Origin of the sequence: Coleofasciculus sp. C1-SOL-03 (assembly GCF_040220555.1) — a bacterium.
Taxonomy (GTDB): Bacteria; Cyanobacteriota; Cyanobacteriia; order Cyanobacteriales; family Coleofasciculaceae; genus Coleofasciculus.
The window spans coordinates 1-19,134 of the sequence record NZ_JAVJUO010000097.1 but is presented as its reverse complement, the minus strand read 5'-3'; the positions used below and the strand labels follow the sequence as shown (position 1 = coordinate 19,134).

Here is a 19,134-nt window from a genome sequence, read left to right as displayed (position 1 = left end):
CCCATCCAATAAGATGCTATCGGTCGCCCGAATTACTATCTGACCGGCATTTCCTTCTCCCGAAGTAGTTGCATCAATTTGAGCGCCAGTATTTAAAGTTAAAGAGCCACTCTCAATTTCCACACCCCGAGAATTCCCCTTGGCTCCCGATGCCACTGTACTAAAAACACCACTGCCAAATCCTTGACTAGATTCCCCATCCAATAAAATGCTATCATTTGCCAGAATTACTATTTTACCTGCATCTCCTTCTCCAAAGGTAGTAGCATCAATTAAAGCGCCGTTGGTTACACTTAAAGAGCCACTCTCAATTTCTACTCCTCCAGAATTACCCTTGGCTTCCGGCTGCACTTGACTAGCAACACCACTGATGTTTCCTTGACTAGTTTCCCCATCGAATAAGATGCTATCATTTGCCAGAATTACTATCTTACCTGCATCTCCTTCTGCAAATGTAGTGGCAGAAATTACAGCGCCGTTGGTTACACTTAAAGAACCACTTTCAATTTCCACTCCTCCAGAATTCCCCTTGGCTCCCGATGCCACTGTACTAAAAACACCACTGCCGAATCCTTGACTAGATTCCCCATCGAATAAGACGCTATCATTTGCCAGAATTACTATCTTACCTGCATCTCCTTCTCCAAATGTAGTGGCATCAATTACAGCACCGTTGATTGCACTTAAAGAGCCACTCTCAATTTCCACGCCCCCAGAATTCCCGTTGGCTCCCGATGCCACTGTACTAAAAACACCACTAGAGAATCCTTGACTAGCTTCCCCGTCCAATAAGATGCTATCATTTGCCAGAATTACTATCTTACCTGCATCTCCTTCTCCAAATGTAGTGGCATCAATTACAGCGCCATTGGTTGCAGTTAAAGAGCCACTAAAAATTTCCACTCCTCCAGAATTACCCTTGGCTCCTAGTTGCACTGTACTAAAAACACCACTGGGGAATCCTTGACTATCTTCTCCATTCAATAAAATGCTATCGGTTGCCCGAATGACTATCTTACCTGCATCTCCTTCTCCAAAGGTAGTGGCATCAATTCGAGCGCCATTGGTTGCGGTTAAAGAGCCACTAAAAATTTCCACTCCTCCAGAATTTTCCTTGGCTCCCGGTGCCACTTGACTAAAAACACCACTGGGGAATCCTTGACTATCTTCTCCATCCAATAAAACGCTATCGGTTGCCCGAATTACTATCTTACCCGCATCTCCTTCTCCTAAAGTAGTGGCATCAATTTGAGCGCCATTCGTCAGAGAAAGCGAGGACGCTGTAATCCTGACATCTCCTCCGTTTCCTGTGGCTCCAGCTCCAACATTATTACTAATAACCCCTTCGGCTACAACCACGGTTCCAGTCGCATCAATGGTAATATCTCCAGCTTGAGCATCGACTGAACCTGAGAATATTCCCGCCAAGAGTTGACTATTGCCAATAAACAAATCTCTAGGATAAATAACAATATCACCCCCACCGGCTTCTGCCACATCAATAATGCTATCAAAAATTGCGATATCGGTTCGCACCAAATCTGCTGGAAAATCCAACCCTAAACTCCCATTCTCAACCACTAATCCCAACTCTCCCGGTGCGCCGACTCCTGCTAATTCCACTCTGCCACCGAAGGCTTCTAAAGTACCACCATCAATTAATAGTTCCCCCGTTGAAGTCGCATCTGGTGCTATATTTCCCCCCACAAGTAACAAACTTTCTCCCGACGGTACAGATAGAGAACCTCTCACCTCAATTGAACTCACTCCTTGAGCCGCCAATTGATTAAAGAAAAGCGCATCTGGGTTAACGGTGAGTAAAGGCGGAGCCTCTGGTTCAGTTGCACTAAAAACGCCTTGATTACCAAACCCAATGGCATTAGCTGTAGAGGCGACAAAGGAACCGCCAACATCTAACTGGGCATTCTCCCCAAAAACAATTCCATTGGGATTAATTAAAAACAGATTTGCCGTGCCATTTGCCAGAATTAAGCCATCAATATTCGATAGATTAGAACCCGTTACCCGACCCAAAATGTTCTGAATATCTAAAGCATTATTAAAGAATGCGGCTCCTCCTGTCTCCACGGAAAACTCTTCAAAACTGTGGAACAGATTTCCTCCTCGCACCGTTCCCCCTTCTATCAGGCAAATTGGACACCCGGTTACCTGAGAATTGACTGGAAGTGTATTATCCGCCTCAATTTGGCTTTTAGCTGGACTGATTGCTGCCAGAACGCTAAGGGCGATACTGCTGACATGGCAAAGGTAACGGATGATTGGTTTCATTTTTCTCCTATCCTTTGAGTGGGAAGACTGGTTAATTAATATTTTACTATGATGAATGGCGTTTCTCATATAACGAGGTAATTAGGTTTGGGCGCAGTTCCTTGCGCCCCGACATAAATTTTGTTACATCACGCGCTTGTAAACGGCTATAGACTTCAACAAAATATACAGGAAAGCAGATGATTTAAACTATATTATGATGGCGTTTATCTGAGATATGACACGATTTATTTTTATGCCATTCATCCGCAAATAACTCAAGTTATTGGCTAAAAACGCAAGTCGTATAAAGACGACGAAAACGGGTGTATTAGGACTTCCGTAGCTACACCATATATAGGGCTAAATGTGCGTTACGCTTCGCTTTCCTCACGATGGCGGCGTGACACAGCTAAAATTGTGGAATAGACCTTACCATTGAACCGGGCGCAAAGCTTTGCGCCCCTACGGTTTCCGGGCGTAATTCTAATTCATCAAATAAGGTGTGCCACGCCACTACTGGACTGACACCGCTAAAATTGTGGGATAGATTTGACGTTTAAACCGGGCGCAAGCCTTGCGCCCCTACAATTCTAATCCACCAATTAAGGTGTGCCACGCCACTACAAATATAGGCTTTGCGTAAGTTCTATATCTGTCAACTTTGCCTAAAACTCTGATTGAGTCAGCTTTAGCTGATTTAAGCGTTTAGCCTTGGGTTTAAACCCAAGGCTGGTTAATGGGACAGGTACAAGCTCTGAGTTTAACGTGAATTAATCGGCATTAGTCCTAGTTCAGAGACTTGACGAACTTAGACAGTGATAAAGTCAGCCGATGTCAATAAACCACTAGAATCAACATAAGCAATGATTTCAGATCCTAAACCAATTCGCGTTCCGTTATTCATGGAAATACCACTGACTGTACCTGTGTATGAACTCAAACTGTAACTTGACAGTGAGCCATGAATCTGGAGCTTGTCGAAATCAGTTTCACCGAAGTAACTATATCGGTCGAAATCGTCAATGACGGCGTAATCGAGTCCAGCACCGTTATAATAGATTGAGCTACTGGTGCCGAGAATAATCCGATCGCTAGCACCATAGTCACCTGGGTTGATGATATCGATTTCACCCGCACCGTCTAAGATACTGTTGGTTCCGCTCAACGTATCGGAACCGCTGCCCCCAACGAGGGTATCGTTACCCCCTGCACCAGTGAGCGTATCGTTTCCAGTACCACCAGCAAGATTATCATCACCAAAATTGCTAGAGGAATCATCACCTGTCAGGCGATCATTTCCACTACCACCGAGTAAAATATCGTTACCGGCTTCTCCTTGAAGGGTATCATTACCATCACCGCCATCCAAGCGATCGCCAATCGTATCAACAGCACCCAAAGTATCGGAGTCAAGGTAATCATTGCCGCTACCACCAATTAGAGTATCCGCACCCCCTTGACCATAAAGATAATTGTTAGAACTATTACCACTGATACTGTTGTTGAGGCTGTTGCCTCGTCCGGAAGAAGCCGTGCCAGTCAGTGTCAGATTTTCCAGGTTATTTCCCAGGGTGTAACTGATCGAGGAATAGACGCGATCGCTGCCTTGGTTGGCGTATTCTGTAACTGTATCACCTGTAGAATCAACTACGAAACGGTCATTACCCGTACCGCCATACATGCGATCGCTACCTGTACCACCATTGAGGTAATCATTTCCGGAACTGCCACTGAGGGTGTCGTTGCCTGTGCCGCCATACATGCGATCGCTACCTGTGCCGCCATTGAGGTAGTCGTTGCCTGAGCTACCCGATAGGTAATCATTGCCAGCATAGCCTAATAGGTAATCATTGCCAGCATAGCCGTAGAGGTAATTGTTAGAACTATTACCACTGATACTGTTGTTGAGGCTGTTGCCTCGTCCGGAAGAAGCCGTACCAGTCAGTGTCAGACTTTCCAGGTTATTTCCCAGGGTGTAACTGATCGAGGAATAGACGCGATCGCTGCCTTGGTTGGCGTATTCAACAACCACATCACCTGTAGAATCAACCACGAAGCGGTCATTACCCGTGCCGCCATACATGCGATCGCTTCCTGTGCCACCCGACAGGTAATCATTGCCAGCATAGCCATACAGGTAATCATTACCACGCATTCCCGAAAGACTATTATTAGAAGCGTTGCCAAATAACGAATCATTACCATCGCCAGTGAACACGTTTTCAATTCCGGAAACGGTGATGGCAACATCATCAATCGAGCCTGTCCCTGTAGTCAGGTTAACGGTACTGTTTGAATCTACTGCAGCCGCATTAATTGTGTCTGTGCCGATTCCACCATTGATCGATGTCCTGTGTCCAAACAGTCCATCATAGTTGGAATATTCCTCGTTGGAATATTCCTCAGTAAAGATAAAGGTATCATTATTCGAGGCTGCCTGACCGTAGAACGTGATATCAATGTCGTTGACTGTAATCGGTGATATCGTGTTACTGTCTGTGTCAAAGAACTGAACCGTCCAAGTTCCCAGGGTGTCTTCGCCACGAAACTGGTTGGAGAAGAACTCCCAGCGCCCAGAACCGAATCCACCCGTAGAACTGCCGTTGTTCTCACCGCTATTGTCAATCAGAATGCTCGAGGTTCCATCCGGTGAAAGGAGTCGAAGTTCTAAGTCGCCGAGGTCATGCCATTGGGTGAAGTTGACGTCAACTTCGACATGCTCAATCTCAATATTGCTGTTGATGAATTGGCTGAACGAGGTTCCGCTAATGCCACTGCTAATCGTTGTCGAAGTATTCAGGAAATCCCTGAATACAGTAGTATCATTGGCACTGGTCTGGGAGTTACTCCCCCAAGTCTCGGCTAAACGCACCGCTGCCTTGGCATCAACTAAACCAAAGCCATAATCGTTGGAGAAGTGCAAACCACCACCATTCCAGTTGTTAGCCCCGTTAAACGACCAGGCATATTCCTCAGAACCCCTGGTGTCAGAACCGACATTGGAACCAACATGGCGTGCAGAATAGGCAAGAATCTCCTGCACATCGCGCCAGCCAAGATTCGGATTAGCCTCCAGCATCAGCGCCACCACACCAGACACCATCGGTGTTGCTGCCGAGGTGCCATTAAAAGTCGATGTGTAGTCGCCAGATTTGTAGCCTGCACTGCCCGTGCGATCTGTTGTCACAACCTGACCGGGTGTGCCAAAGGCTGAGACGAGGACTGACGCACCATGACTGCTGTAGGATGAGACAAATCCATTTTGATCCACAGCAGCTACAGAGATCGTATGTGGGTTCGCATTCCAAGACATAGCGTTGGTATCAAAATTGGAGCTGCGTCTGTTCCCAGCGGATTTCACCAAGATTGTACCGAGTCCATCACGTCCAAAAATGGCGGCATTGTCAATAGCAGTATTCAACGCTGCCATCTGTGCTGAATCCCGACCCACATCGAAGTAACTATACGTGCTGAAGCTCATGTTAACTACATCAGCTTCACGATTTATACCCAACTTCTGCTCTAGCCCGGATGCATTATTGATTGCCTCAGTTGCACGTTGCACAAGAGTGTTATCGTAGTTAATCCCAAAGCCGAAAATGGTAGCGTCATAAGCTACACCCACGCCGCCGATACCGTTACCTTCATTTGCACCAATGATGCCAGCCACCGCAGTACCGTGGCGATCGCTACTAAGACCACTGGGATCAGTATCATTGTCCCGGAAATCCCAGTCTTTGGCGACTGAGTAGTTACCATCAAGATCAGGATGGGTGCGCTGAACCGCATCATCGATCACAGCGACTTGAACACCAGCGCCAGTATAGTCGTCCCAGACATCGACTACATTAAGATCGAGAAGACCAGGTGTTGTGTTTCGGAGGTGCCACTGGTTGGAAAACAGTGGATCTGAAGGTATAGTTGCCATTGTACTTTTCCTTTACGTAAATTACTTTGTGTGTCTGCCGTATCTCGGCGGACATTCTCTCCAAATCTGAATTAGAGGGGTGAAATAGAGATAAAATTCAAGTTTGTAGATTGTTGTGATGTGTGTTTTGGAAACATCTGAATATTTCCTAGCTATTGTGATGGAGGTTTCATGTTTAATTCCTCCTTGACTTCACTTACAATTGCCATTGTGCTGGTAAAATCAACGGCAGAGTTGAGGAAAAATAGGTAGTATGAAAATTAAGTGAATTCAGGATAATTCAGGATAATTCAGGATAATTCAGGTTTCAGTCATATATATAGGGTTTACCGGTGTGGTGAGGTACATGATCAGGGCTGGGGATGAGGGCGCAATGATGGTGTCCCTACAGGGTGTACCTCACGCAATTGGGAACTGCGATAAACCTCCCACGGCTAGGTTGTGATAGCTTTTGATATCTTCTGATAGTAATAACCCGACTAAAGTTGATACCTAACGGGGGGTTCTGCACCAAGAATTCCCTTTTTAATAGACATAGATGAGACACGAAAAGGTAGGCGCACCATCCTTGCGCCCCCACAGAATAAACGCGATAACCCCTAACCGTTAAGGATGCTCGACCATGAAATTTAACCGAGAACAGGCAGTACAAATAGCCAAGCAAGTTGTATCCGATCAAACCCACCGCAGCTTAACCGATGTTGAAGTAGTCGTTCTCAAAGGAGCTTGGGATAGACAAGACTACGATCAAATTGCGGCACAAAATCAATATTCGACCAGTTATCTTGGTCAAGATGTCGCCCCAAAACTGTGGAAAACCTTAAGTGAAGCCTTAGGTAAACGAGTCAAAAAAAGTAACTTAAAACAAGTTTTAGAGGCATATTGGCAACAGAAAATGGCGGCTACTGACTCAACCAATCCCCTCTGCCAAAATCATAATTATCCTTTGCCTTCAGCCTCCCCAAAACAGCAGAGTACAGAGTTATGCCCAACCAATCCCGAAGCACCAGCCGCCTTGACACCTGATCGCTATGTGGAGCGCTCTCCCTTAGAAACCATCTGCGCGAAAACCCTATCCCAACCGGGAGGGCTGGTACGGATTAAAGCACCTAGCCTCATGGGTAAAACATTTCTCGTGACTCGCGTGTTGGCTCAACTCGCCACTCAAGGCTACCGCACCGCTAGTGTAAGCTTGAACCTAGCAGATAGCAGCAAACATTTCACCAATTTGGATAAATTCTTACGCTGGTTGTGTATTAATTTGACTCACGAACTCCATTTACCCAATGAGTTAGACGAATATTGGGATGAGGAAGATATGGGATCTAAGGTGAGCTGCACCACCTACTTTGAAGACTATCTCCTAGCCAACGCCAATACCCCCTTAATTCTCTGTTTCGATGATGTGGATTTGCTCTTCCCCCATCCCGAAGTTTATGAAGACTTTTTTGGACTCCTGCGTTCCTGGTATGAAAAAGCCAGGAGTCGTCAGCGCTGGAAAAAATTACGATTAATTATTGTCCATTCAACGGATGTGTATATTCGCTTAAATATTAATCAATCTCCCTTTAATGTTGGCTTACCTATAGAACTATCCGATTTTACCCCAGAACAGGTACAAACTTTTGCCCAATACCATGAACTCAAACCCGATATTACCCTAATCCAACCCCTAATGCAGATGGTGGGAGGACATCCATATCTCTTGGAGCAAGCCTTTGCTCACCTGAAAAATCATCCAGAAATTACCCTAGAGCAGCTCCTAGCAGAAGCCCCCACGGAATCCGGAATCTACAAGAGCCATTTGCGGGAAAACTGGTTACATCTGCGATCGCATCCTGAACTCGCTACAGCATTTAAACAGGTGGTAACAGCAATCACCCCGATCCAACTGGAACCTATATCAGCCTATCAACTCCAAAGCCTGGGATTGATCAAACTATCGGGGAATCAAATAGAGCCGCATTGTAATTTATATCGTTTGTATTTCCGTCAGTATTTGGGAGACATTGAATGAATCCTGAACTCAACTCAACGTACAGGTATCAAATTGGTGGCAGTTTACCCCCAGATTCTTCAACCTACGTGGTGCGACAGGCAGATTCAGACTTATTTAACGCCTTATTAGCCGGGGAATATTGCTATGTTCTAAATTCCCGACAAATGGGTAAATCCTCGTTGCGAATCCGTACCATGGACAAACTACAAGCCCAAGGAATTGTCTGTGCCGAGATTGAACTCACTGGAATTGGTAGCCAACAAATTACGGCACAGCAATGGTACGGTGGGATTATTCAAGAACTGATCAGTGGTTTCGACTTGTCGATCAATCGACGCCATTGGTTACGCGATCGCGAGGATCTTTCCCCAGTACAACGGTTGAGTGAATTTATCGAAACCCTGTTGCAGCAAATCCCCCAAAACATCGTCATTTTTATCGATGAAATTGATAGTATTCTCAGCTTAAAATTCCTCACCGATGAATTTTTTGCCCTAATCCGCAACTGCTATGATAAGCGAGCCTCTAAACCTGACTATAAACGCCTTACTTTTGCTCTATTAGGCGTCGCCACGCCATCGGATTTAATCCAAGATAAAAATGCTACTCCTTTTAACATTGGTCGCGCCATCGAACTCAGAGGCTTCCAATTCCATGAAAGTGGCGCTTTAGTCGCTGGATTGGTTTGTCGTTCTAATCATCCTCAAGCCCTGTTAAAAGAAATATTATATTGGACAGGAGGACAACCATTTCTAACCCAGAAACTCTGTTGGCTTATCGCTCAGTTTGGTTTTGTTCAAAGTCAGGAAGTTGACAGTATTCCCCCTGGTGAAGAATCCAACTGGTTAGAACAGTTTGTACAAAAGCAGATTGTCGAACATTGGGAAGCCCATGATGATCCAGAGCATCTAAAAACTATTCGCGATCGGATTTTGCGGAATGCTCGTGACAGTGAACGATTGCTATTATTATACCAACAAATTCTCCAATATGGAAAAATTGCCGCCATAAATTCTGATGAACAGATGGAATTACGGCTATCGGGAATAGTCACTAAACAAGAGAGTTATTTACGAGTTTATAATCCCATCTACGAATCTGTCTTTAATTGCAATTGGGTGAGGACTAAGCTGATCGGGTTGAGAATATCGCCAATCCGGGTAGACAAGGCAACCGAAAAAAAGACAAAAATTCCCGAAGATCTCAAGGAGATTCAACCGGAATCATGGAACAATCCTCCAGAAGCAATTCCAATTTCCCAAATTCCTCCATCGGAGAGCCAAGTATTATCTGTAGACTCGCGGAAAGAACCGTGGTGGTGGGTTGGGTTAAGGGTACTAATCGCCAGTGCGATCGCGTCGAGTCTGGTTTTAGGGGTGCGATCGCGCGGTTGGTTGGAGTCTTGGGAACTGCAAGTCTTTGATCACCTGATGCGGTTACAACCCCAGGAAGAACCTGATGAACGACTCTTAATTGTGGAGATTACCGAAAAAGACGTTCAGGCTCAACCCGCAACCGAACGAGTAGGTGCGTCTCTCTCGGATCGCGCCTTGGCTGAACTCCTGGCTAAATTAGAGTCATATCAACCCCAAACCATTGGCTTAGACATTTATCGCGATCGCCCAGTAGACGCTAATTATCCCCAATTAGCCCAAGCTATGAAAACGAGCGATCGCTTGTTTACCATTTGCCATTACGGTAATCCTGGGGTGATACCGCCACCGGAAGTGTCAGGGGAACGCCAAGGCTTTAATAATGTAATCCTGGATACCGATGATATTCTGCGTCGTCATCTTCTCGCCGTTTCTGACGCCTCACCCTGTCAAAATCAATACGCTTTTAGTATACAAGTTGCTGGTCATTACTTAGCAGATAAAGGAATTGAGCCAAAACTGAATCCAGATGGGTATCTCCAGTTTGGTTCAACAGTCTTTAAAACCTTAGATACAAACACTGGCGGTTATTCGACGATCAATTCCAGTGGTCACCAAATCTTACTCAATTACCGCGCCACGAATCAGATTGCTGAGACAATTACGCTCACAGACGTTCTCAATGGTCAACTCAATCCTGAACAGGTAAACAATCGTATTGTTCTAATTGGTACCACGGCTCCCAGTTTTAACGATCATCGTTGGCTGACTCCCTACAGTAAAGGACAAGGAACCGTTCAAACCATGACGGGGATAGAAATTCAAGCCCAGATGGTCAGTCAAATTCTCAGTGCTGTTTTAGATCAGCGACCCCTGATCTGGTGGTGGTCAGAACCCATTGAGATCCTGTGGATTTGCGGCTGGTCTTTAATCGGCGGACTCCTCGCCCAAAATTCCCACTCACCGCGAGGGTTCCTGGTTCGAGGCGGAGTCGCGATCGCTATTTTATATGGAAGCGGCTGGGTGCTTTTCCTGCAAGGCGGTTGGATACCCCTCGTTCCCGCCGCTTTAGCCTTGGTGATGAGTGGCGGTGTACTGCTGGTTGTCTCTCGGTTTAAATAACACCTCTATGCCTCAACCATCCATTTTAACTTTAATTTTGCCCCCCTACTTCTGACTGATCACTGTTTTCGGATGGTGGGGAAGAACCCGCCGGACATTGAATCGTATTCTCCACCACTTCCGGTTGACTAGGAGGCGTTTGTGACGGTTGATTCGTTTGGCAAATTTGATCAGTCGTCGATTCGCCAGTGACAAACACCGCTCCGGTATAACTCCTTAAATCCGGTTTTTTGGCTTGCGCCGTAACCAGCGCCTGCTGTTGATTCGCGGAGACGATCTGATACTGGTAAGATTCAGGTTGTGATTGCAAGGGAATTGCCAACTCCTCGAAGCTAGAGGCAAATTGTCCATGTTGTAAATAGAAAATTTGTTGGCTTTTATTCACCGAATTAATAAACGATTTTGCCTCTAATTCCCCCGCTAAATCAATCGGCGGCAAAGGTGAGGGGGTCAGGACAGTGTGGGTGGGTAAGATCGGTTGAGGTTCATTGGGAGATAGAGTAGATTTTGCCTGTTGATTCTCTGGGGTGGACTCGTTATCGTTGGCGGTGTCCGTGGATGGAGAAGACACCTGATTAGAAAACGGACGCTGTTGCCAATACACATACAAAGGAGTCACCGCTACTGCAACAATCAGCACAACAATGCCTGCTATCCATTTTGCTTTTTTCCCGTTCAGCAGATTGAGCCAATTTGATTGAATCGGTTTTTTGGCTGGGGAGAAGGATTTAGAGGGATTGGACTTGGACGCAACCGTTCTCCGGGGACTCGTCTGCGATTCATCCTTAATAATCTGCGTTGGTGCGTCCGGAGCATAATCCCATTGCGCCGTAGCATCTTGGTTATCAAGATTTGCCTCTGATATGGGATTATTGACCGATGAATTTCGAGGATGTTTGCGCGATGTCGCTGCCGAATTTTCTCCGGTTCCGGTCAACGATTGGGCAGAATTTCTCATGCCCGACTGATCCGTTGCTCCGCTAGTTTTCCTTAACATCCGAGTGGGCATATCGGTCAATTTTGACTCTGGGGTTTTCCCCCGTTGCCCAAGGTTCCCTTTCCCAGCAGGGAATGTAATGATACCGGAATTGTAATGACTTAAATTATTCAGATCAGCTAGAACGGCTGTGACGGAACGGTAACGCTGACGGAAGTCATAGCGCACCATTTTATCAATGACATAACCAAGTCCTGGGCTAATATTCAGTTGATTGCGCCAGCTAAATTCACTGGTTTCAGGGTCTTGGGGCAAGTGTTTGGGGTGTAATCCGGTCAATGCTTGGAGACCAATCATCCCCACCGCATAGATATCACTGCTAAAGCGAGGTTTTCCGGCTAATTGTTCGTTGGGCATATAGCCGGCTGAACCAATGGCAATCGTCAGCGCTGTTGGTTCATGGGTTTCCACGGGTTGAGTACTGATTTGTTTAACCGCGCCAAAATCAATTAAAACAATTTTATTATCGGATTGGCGTTTGATGATATTGGCAGGTTTAAGATCCCGGTGAATCACTTGATGCTGGTGAACAAATTCCAGAATCTTTAAAATCTCTTGTAATAGCCGAATAACAATTGCTTCTTTTAATGGCTTACCCTGGGGCAAAAGTTTAGAGAGACTATCCCCTTCGATAAATTCTTGGACTAAATAAAATTCTTGATTTTCTTCAAAGTGAGCAAACAGTCGGGGAATTTGCTCATGGTTTCCTAATTTGTACAGAACCTCAGCTTCGGTATTGAATAAACGTCTTGCTGTCTGCAACATCGCCGAATCAGTGGTTTTTGGCTTCAGTTGCTTGACAACACACCAAGGATGACCTGGTAATTGTTGATCTGCTGCGAGAAAGGTGGTTCCAAACCCACCCGCTCCAAGCTGACGAATAACGCGGTAGCGCCCACTAAGTATAATATCGGTCATGAGAGTTGTATCTAGGTTGTCAGCAAAAGCCATCTGATCAAACGAAACTGCAATTTGCACATTAGTCTAACTTCATTGTCGCTGCTAATCCGGCAAGGTAACAATCAATCGGTGTTGAGTGCATCACGAATTCCCTCCATGTTTGCTGTTCGCGCCTTTATTCACTGTATGGCATCCTAGTGCAAGAAGACGGAAATAACTGTGAACAGCTACTATCTCTCCCAGCTCCCAGACGTAGCATGCTACGTCTCTACATTGTTCATCGTATCTACGAAGCTGCTCAAGTATTTCCAAGGGCGCTGCACTAGCACCCAGCATCGGTCAAAGCGCTTGGCGAGCCAAGCGATGAGCGCTTCCTTGCTGAAGTTGGATTCGATAGACTTTTGCACCCCTCCTTTCTCAGGATAATCGCAATCGGGCGATCATTGAAAGGCTTACTCTATCACAAGGTCTATCATAAGTACCCCATTGAGTATTCTCAGTGTGACCGATCGCGGTCGCGATGGGTTTGAGTTCAGCCCTTGGCTGGCAATGATCTGGATCACTGCTTTTTAGTTTATCCAGAGTAACCGCTAGAGTCAGTCGAAGATTGCTGCTGATAGGCTAGATACACCGCCTCAAGAAAGACATTTGCCGTCACCTTTTGAGGCACATTTTCCAGATCAATGATGTCTTTCACCTGACTCGCCAGTTGTCGGCTTAACTGCGTGCGGGATTGTGGTGTCATCCCTCCACGTCGTTGCAAATACTCTCGAATGACGGCAAAATCATCGGGTAATAAGCGAGATAAATCAGCTTGAGTCTGGAGTTGATTTGCCAGAGTTGTGGCTGATTCCGATACGGAAAAGTTGGCGGCGGTAATAGGTTGTTCTTCCTGAATCACTAAAGTTCCAGCAACCCAATCTCCAATCCGCTTTTCGCGTTTTCCTAAGGCGATGAAAAATACTCCCAGAAAAAATAAATCATCAACAGGTCGTAGTAAAGCCCGTAACGTGGCTTGTTGAAGTCTCACGGGTCTGCCATCATCGCGAATGACGCGAATTTTCACATAGCGCTTTCCTGGCGTTTGCCCTTGCCATAAGGTTTCAAAGAAAACAAAGTAACCGACATAGATAAAAAAGTAAAGTAAAAGTTGGATGGAAATTAACCAAAGCTCTAACTGGGTTTCACTGCCGATTAAATCTTCAATAACACCAATAAATTGAATCGATAAAAATGCCCAAGCAAGTAGGAAAACAATGAGAATTAAGCCCCAAACAATATAGTCAATTAACAGGGCATAGGCTCGATTGCCGATTCCGGCGAGCGTGAATTCTAGTTCAACACTTTCTGGAGTTTGCAGCGTGACTCGGTTAAAAAATCGCATGGCAGATAGAATTCATAAGTTTAGCGTAGCTGCATTCCCAAACCTTCTCGACGACTGCGGAGGTCATAGTAAACCACAGCTTTAATGGCTTGCCAGAAGGGTAAGAGCAATGCACCACTTACTAATCCCAAAACATATCCCACAATAATTGAAAGTATTTGAAACCCGACTGATGTTGGTTCTGCCGCTACAACCCTCAATAAAACCCCCTGAAGTATACTGACAATGATTTGAACAATAATATAGATAGGGATTGAAATTAAAAAGGCAACAGTTAGCGTTAAAAAAACTCTCCCCACATGATTTTTAGTCAAACTCCAACTCCGTTGTATAGTTTGACTTGCCGTTATATCTTCTTCTATAGCCAAGGGAACTTCATACATAAATAACCTTGTAAAAATTCGGATAATTACACTTAATGCTATACCGAATAGTATAATGGCTATCAATCCTAAAACGACTAAGATTGCCATATTATCCTGTACGGAAACTGCCAGAAATCCACCCAGGATACCCAGAACTAACGCAATGAGATAGAACCCAATCCATATCCCAAAACTTAAAAGTAAAAACAGGAGATAAGCCCGCAAAAAAATCCAGAGTTTCGGGCTGACTTGACGGCGAGCATCTCTAGCGCTTTCGGGTTGATTGGTTAATTCACAAAAGGCTAATCGCGAGATAAGTGCCGAGTTGACCATATATTTAGCCATGCCATAAACAAACAGGACTAAACCCGCCGGAATCAGTAATCCTAAAATGGCTGGATTTGCTTGATCATAAATCAACACCAGCGGAATAGGAATTAGGATGACAAATGGCAATAACGCCCACAACGTTGCTCGGCAAGCAATACCAAAATAGACTTTCAGGTGATCGCGATACAACCGCAAGCCAGCGCTAACCACATTACCCACACTCAGGGGTCCCATGGATTGGCGGGGGTCGGGATTCTGGGACATTGGCTAAACATCTCCTGATCGGTGAAAGGCTGAATTTAAAGCTATCTTAAGCTAAGTTAGGCAGAATCTTCAGTGAAATTTCATGAATATTCAACGTTGGATTGCGCGGCGGGAACCCAATTGGAAACGGTTGGATACTCTGTTGCGGCAAGTGGAAAAAAAAGGGTTAAAGTCATTACAGGCGGGGGAAATTCGGGAACTGGCGAGTTTATATCGTTCGGTATCGGCGGATTTAGCCCGGGCGAGAACCAACCAGGTGGGAACTCTCCTGGTGCAAGATTTACAACGGTTGACCTCTCGCGGCTATAACCAAATATATCAAGGATCTCGACGTCAGGAATGGCAAGCCGTGTGGCAGTTTTGTCGCTGGGGGTTTCCAGAGGTGGTGCAGCGCACCTGGGGTTACACCGCCATAGCTACAGGGATTTTTTTAGGGGCGGCGCTGGTGGCGTGGTGGTTGGCTTGGACTGATCCGGTGTTTATGTCGCTGGTGGTTCCGGATCATTTGATCGAGAAGGTGCGCGATCGCGGAGAATTATGGATGGGTTCGATTGTGGGCATTGAACCCTTAGCCTCTAGCAATATTATGATTAACAATATCCGCGTCTCCTTTGGCGCGGTGGCGGGTGGCATTACAGCCGGTGCTTATACGATCTTCCTGATGGCATTCAACGGCTTGCATATCGGCGCTGTCGCCACATTAGTCGGTCAAAATAATTTGGCGTATCCCTTCTGGGCATTTGTATTCCCCCATGGTTCCCTAGAACTTCCCGCCATTTTCCTCGCCGGGGGTGCAGGTTTGTTAATTGGTCGGGGAATTCTGTTTCCTGGACACTATCGTCGGGTGGATGCGATTAAAGTGTATGGGTCTCAAGCCGCCCAGTTAGTTTTTGGAATTGTGCCAATGCTGATTATTGCTGGGATCATTGAAGGCTTTTTCTCACCGAGTCCTCTGGTTCCCGATTTGATTAAATATGTGGCTGGCGTGGGACTGTTTACCCTGTTAGTCCTGTACGTTACTCGTCCCCTGAAGTCGTAATCCCAGGACTTACGCAGACAAGACACACCATGGATGAGAGTCAGGACGAACACAGTTAAAATTCTGGATTAGATGTGACCATTGAATCGGGCGCAAGTCTTTGCGCCCCTACGATTTTTTCTCCCCTTGCTTCCAGACGTTCTACGGTCACGCGGCTACCCTTAATCAACCGTCCAGAGGGTATCCATATCCCTAAGATAGTAAAGGGTAAAGCAAGCCGCCAGCATGGGCCAAGCGGCGAAAAATAATAAGTTGTCAAAGGGGGCTAAATATTGCCGAAAGGATGAGAACGTGGAAACCGCATGGAAAAACAGCACTAGCAAATAAGTCCACCGCTTTTGGAAGCCTGCGACAAATCCCAGAATGATAATAAGCTGAATCGCACCAATGATGTAAAATATCTGATTACTCAGCCCACTAATCAAATAAAAATTCTGGTAAACTGCGGCGGCATGATCCGGTTTGACGAATTTATCTAGTGTCCACATTAGCATGACAATAAACACGCTGATTCGCAGCACTAGCAAGGCAATAGCTATTCGGTTATCGCTACTCATAATATTTATTTAACCTCCTGTTTATACCGAGTTTTAAAATTCATTAAACTTTGTCAGTGTAAATCTTAATTTTGTTTTTGGCAATAGTATCCCATGCTCAACTTAGGGGGTCTAGTTTTATGGGGTTATATTTAGTCCTGTACGACAGTTTCATTTAAAGCTTTTTTGGCAAGATAGCTTAAATAGGCGGTTACGGCAATTGTCGCAATTAAACCAATTATCCGAATCACCAACTTGGCGATTTCAGCTTCCTGTGTTGTGGGTTGATTAGACATATTGGCTGTAGCTAAATCACTAGCTAGAGAACCGATGTAAACGTATACCACGGTGGCGGGAATCATGCCAAGGGAACCAAAAACATAGTCTTTACTAGAAACTTGGGTAACACCAAATAAGTAATTCAGGAGGTTGAAAGGAAAGATAGGAGAAAGGCGAGTCAGGAGAACAATTTTCCATCCTTCTTGCTTCACGGCTTGATTAATCGCTTTAAATTTGGGATGATGTTCAATCTGTTGACAAACCCAATCCCGTGAGAGATAACGTCCAATTAGGAAAGCAGAAATAGCGCCAAACATTGCCGCGATCGTGACATAGATCGAACCCCAAAGCACACCAAATAAGCAACCTCCTTTTAGGGTGAGGAGAGAACCTGGTATAAATAATACGGTGGCTACGTTGTAGATGATTATAAACACAATGGGGGCTAAGATGCCCAGACTTTCGACCCAATGTAATGCGGTTTGTAGAATTTCTCGAATGTCTATGTATTGGCTAGCCAAAATCAAAAGGATAACTAAACCACTGATTCCTATGAGTTTAAGCTTAGAATTGGTGCGGTAGTTGCTTGGTTTAGTCATTCAATTTACCTCATTTTAATGAACTGGTTTTAATCCAATAAAAATATGGCTAAACCTGTAGAGAAGCAAACTTTGGCTGAATCATTTATATTCAATAACAGGTAAGTAGAGCCTTCTAATTTCTCAGGTTAGTATGACTTTTTGAAGGATCTCTAAGGTGAGGCTGAGATTAACCTGAATTTAGCTGAGAAAACGATGAGAAAAAGCTGACTGGGGTAACTGACCTGCCCCAACTTCTCACCATTTAGGTTAAAATGAGAGATTTTCTCGTTTGAGTTCCCGTTGGTCAGGAATTTTCGGATCGGTTTCGATGTGTTGAGAATGGGGCAAAATCTGAATAGGATAGACATACTCACAGATTACCCACTCTACTCCAATCACTCAATCGCAAAGGAATAATGTATGGCTTACTTCTGGTATAAGGCATTTCACTTAATTGGCGTTGTTGTCTGGTTTGCTGGGTTATTCTACCTGGTGCGTCTTTTTGTCTATCACGCCGAAGCCTCTCAGGAAGCGGAACCCGCGCAAACGATTCTGAAAAATCAATACCAAATCATGGAGAAGCGTCTCTATAACATCATTACCACGCCGGGAATGGTGGTGACGGTTGCCATGGCAATTGGTCTACTCACGACTGAACCAGAGGTTTTAAAATCGGGTTGGATGCACGCGAAGCTGGGGTTCGTTGTGGTGTTGCTGGCTTATCATTTTTACTGTGGTCGGTTGATGCGACGGTTAGCCTCTGGAGACTGTCAATGGACGGGTCAACAGTTCCGCGCCCTCAATGAAGCCCCCACTGTTTTACTCGTGGCGATCGTTTTACTCGCTGTATTTAAGAATAGTTTACCCACGGATATCACCGCTTGGGGTATCTTTGCTCTGGTGATTGCGATGGCAGCATCGATTCAACTCTATGCGAAAAAACGGAAGCGGGATAAGGAAAAACGTCTGGCAGAAGCCTCCTCAGCCACCAGCGATGAGATGACTGAACAGGTATCTGCTTCATGAACCCCGCCTTACTTCGTGAAGACGGGGATTGGCAGAGGGAACCTGCCAGGAAGTCATGAATAGGGCATGAGTTGGTAAGGGATAACCACTTCCGAACGCTTCTCTAGTTCGGTTTAAATGTAGGTCTAGGAATCTCTAGGCACTGGGTAAATCCAGGACACACCCTTGCCAATGCCTTAAGAGACGCAAACATTACACGAGTGGATTATATCTATGAATCGTGTTCCGGTAGTTAGTAAAGAAGGGAAGCCCTTAATGCCCACCAAGCCCTCTAGGGCTAGACGGTGGGTGAATGTTGGTAAAGCCGTGGGGAAGTGGTCAGATTTGGGAGTTTATTATGTCCAACTCACCACACCACCATCGGCTGAGGACATGCAACCAATTGCGGTAGGAGTCGATCCCGGAAAATCGTATTCTGGCGTCGGTGTCCAGTCTGCTAAATGCACTTTGCTGCAACTGCATCTTATCCTTCCGTTTGGGCGGGTGAAGAAACGGATGGAAACCCGTGCCATGTTACGACGGTCGCGCCGGGGACGGCGGATTAACCGGGATGTCCCATTCAAGCGACGTAACCATCGGCAGTGCCGCTTTGACAGTGCGGAGGGTGTTTAAGCTGCAAAAACAGATTTACCGAGCCTCACAACGCGGAGATATCAGAACAGTTCACAAGCTCCAAAAATTGCTGATGAAATCCTGGGCGGCTAAATGCCTAGCGGTTCGGAGGGTAACACAAGATAATA

General features: G+C 45.6%; 14 protein-coding genes. 6 read left to right on the top strand and 8 right to left on the bottom strand.

The genetic code is table 11. From position 1 onward, the window contains the following. Both RIE73_RS16370 and RIE73_RS16365 read right to left on the bottom strand, forming a co-directional pair. A partial coding sequence (locus tag RIE73_RS16370) for a two-partner secretion domain-containing protein (protein WP_446402187.1) occupies positions 1-2,289 on the bottom strand: 2,289 nt, incomplete at its 3' end. A gap of 790 nt (positions 2,290-3,079) precedes the next feature. Further along, on the bottom strand, positions 3,080-6,199 hold the full coding sequence (locus RIE73_RS16365) for a S8 family serine peptidase (RefSeq protein WP_446402186.1): 3,120 nt from the start codon (positions 6,197-6,199) through the stop codon (positions 3,080-3,082). A 622-nt stretch (positions 6,200-6,821) separates the two neighbouring features. On the opposite strand from RIE73_RS16365, the gene RIE73_RS16360 reads away from it, so the two are divergent. Further along, positions 6,822-8,216 carry an AAA-like domain-containing protein gene (locus RIE73_RS16360; protein ID WP_446402185.1) on the top strand — a complete coding sequence of 465 codons (1,395 nt, stop codon included), beginning with the start codon at positions 6,822-6,824 and terminating at the stop codon, positions 8,214-8,216. Continuing rightward, complete coding sequence (locus RIE73_RS16355) at positions 8,213-10,693, top strand: CHASE2 domain-containing protein (RefSeq protein ID WP_446402184.1); 2,481 nt, start codon at positions 8,213-8,215, stop codon at positions 10,691-10,693. The genes RIE73_RS16360 and RIE73_RS16355 overlap by 4 nt, the downstream gene beginning before the upstream one ends. 31 nt (positions 10,694-10,724) lie before the next feature. On the opposite strand, the gene RIE73_RS16350 is transcribed toward RIE73_RS16355, so the two are convergent. The 4 genes from RIE73_RS16350 to RIE73_RS16335 all read right to left on the bottom strand — a co-directional run bounded on the left by RIE73_RS16350 (position 10,725) and on the right by RIE73_RS16335 (position 14,933). Further along, on the bottom strand, positions 10,725-12,668 hold the full coding sequence (locus RIE73_RS16350; RefSeq protein ID WP_446402183.1) for a protein kinase domain-containing protein: 1,944 nt from the start codon (positions 12,666-12,668) through the stop codon (positions 10,725-10,727). A gap of 182 nt (positions 12,669-12,850) precedes the next feature. Then, positions 12,851-12,997, bottom strand: coding sequence for a hypothetical protein (locus RIE73_RS16345; RefSeq protein ID WP_446402182.1), 147 nt, complete (start codon positions 12,995-12,997; stop codon positions 12,851-12,853). Positions 12,998-13,164: 167 nt separating this feature from the next. Continuing rightward, complete coding sequence (locus RIE73_RS16340; RefSeq protein ID WP_446402181.1) at positions 13,165-13,974, bottom strand: RDD family protein; 810 nt, start codon at positions 13,972-13,974, stop codon at positions 13,165-13,167. A gap of 20 nt (positions 13,975-13,994) precedes the next feature. Then, the gene (locus RIE73_RS16335) at positions 13,995-14,933 is read right to left on the bottom strand and encodes a DUF975 domain-containing protein (RefSeq protein ID WP_446402180.1); all 939 of its coding nucleotides are present in this window, start codon (positions 14,931-14,933) and stop codon (positions 13,995-13,997) included. An 82-nt stretch (positions 14,934-15,015) separates the two neighbouring features. On the opposite strand from RIE73_RS16335, the gene RIE73_RS16330 reads away from it, so the two are divergent. Further along, positions 15,016-15,972: a stage II sporulation protein M gene (locus RIE73_RS16330; protein WP_446402179.1), complete on the top strand. Its 957-nt coding sequence runs from the start codon at positions 15,016-15,018 to the stop codon at positions 15,970-15,972. Between the two features lie 161 nt (positions 15,973-16,133). Here the strand turns inward: RIE73_RS16330 and RIE73_RS16325 are convergent, their stop codons facing one another. Beyond that, positions 16,134-16,529 (bottom strand): hypothetical protein, encoded by a 396-nt coding sequence (locus RIE73_RS16325; protein WP_446402178.1) that lies wholly within the window; start codon positions 16,527-16,529, stop codon positions 16,134-16,136. Positions 16,530-16,660: 131 nt separating this feature from the next. After that, a complete protein-coding gene (locus RIE73_RS16320; protein ID WP_446402177.1) occupies positions 16,661-17,386 on the bottom strand; it encodes a TVP38/TMEM64 family protein in 726 nt (241 codons plus the stop codon). Positions 17,387-17,788: 402 nt separating this feature from the next. Between RIE73_RS16320 and hemJ the strand changes: the two genes are divergently transcribed. The 3 genes from hemJ to RIE73_RS16305 all read left to right on the top strand — a co-directional run. Beyond that, positions 17,789-18,394 carry a protoporphyrinogen oxidase HemJ gene (gene hemJ / locus RIE73_RS16315; RefSeq protein ID WP_446402176.1) on the top strand — a complete coding sequence of 202 codons (606 nt, stop codon included), beginning with the start codon at positions 17,789-17,791 and terminating at the stop codon, positions 18,392-18,394. A 213-nt stretch (positions 18,395-18,607) separates the two neighbouring features. Beyond that, positions 18,608-19,006 carry an RRXRR domain-containing protein gene (locus tag RIE73_RS16310; RefSeq protein WP_446402175.1) on the top strand — a complete coding sequence of 133 codons (399 nt, stop codon included), beginning with the start codon at positions 18,608-18,610 and terminating at the stop codon, positions 19,004-19,006. Continuing rightward, the coding region (locus tag RIE73_RS16305) for a reverse transcriptase N-terminal domain-containing protein (RefSeq protein WP_446402174.1) at positions 18,945-19,134 on the top strand (190 nt) is incomplete at its 3' end. The genes RIE73_RS16310 and RIE73_RS16305, both read left to right, overlap by 62 nt.

Bases quoted from the DNA above. Each gene is read 5' to 3' on its own strand.
- RIE73_RS16325 (WP_446402178.1), bottom strand. From the start codon at position 16,529: ATGAGTAGCGATAACCGAATAGCTATTGCCTTGCTAGTGCTGCGAATC.
- RIE73_RS16330 (WP_446402179.1), top strand. From the start codon at position 15,016: ATGAATATTCAACGTTGGATTGCGCGGCGGGAACCCAATTGGAAACGG.
- RIE73_RS16335 (WP_446402180.1), bottom strand. From the start codon at position 14,933: ATGTCCCAGAATCCCGACCCCCGCCAATCCATGGGACCCCTGAGTGTG.
- RIE73_RS16360 (WP_446402185.1), top strand. From the start codon at position 6,822: ATGAAATTTAACCGAGAACAGGCAGTACAAATAGCCAAGCAAGTTGTA.
- RIE73_RS16340 (WP_446402181.1), bottom strand. From the start codon at position 13,974: ATGCGATTTTTTAACCGAGTCACGCTGCAAACTCCAGAAAGTGTTGAA.
- RIE73_RS16320 (WP_446402177.1), bottom strand. From the start codon at position 17,386: ATGACTAAACCAAGCAACTACCGCACCAATTCTAAGCTTAAACTCATA.
- hemJ (WP_446402176.1), top strand. From the start codon at position 17,789: ATGGCTTACTTCTGGTATAAGGCATTTCACTTAATTGGCGTTGTTGTC.
- RIE73_RS16310 (WP_446402175.1), top strand. From the start codon at position 18,608: ATGAATCGTGTTCCGGTAGTTAGTAAAGAAGGGAAGCCCTTAATGCCC.
- RIE73_RS16365 (WP_446402186.1), bottom strand. From the start codon at position 6,199: ATGGCAACTATACCTTCAGATCCACTGTTTTCCAACCAGTGGCACCTC.
- RIE73_RS16355 (WP_446402184.1), top strand. From the start codon at position 8,213: ATGAATCCTGAACTCAACTCAACGTACAGGTATCAAATTGGTGGCAGT.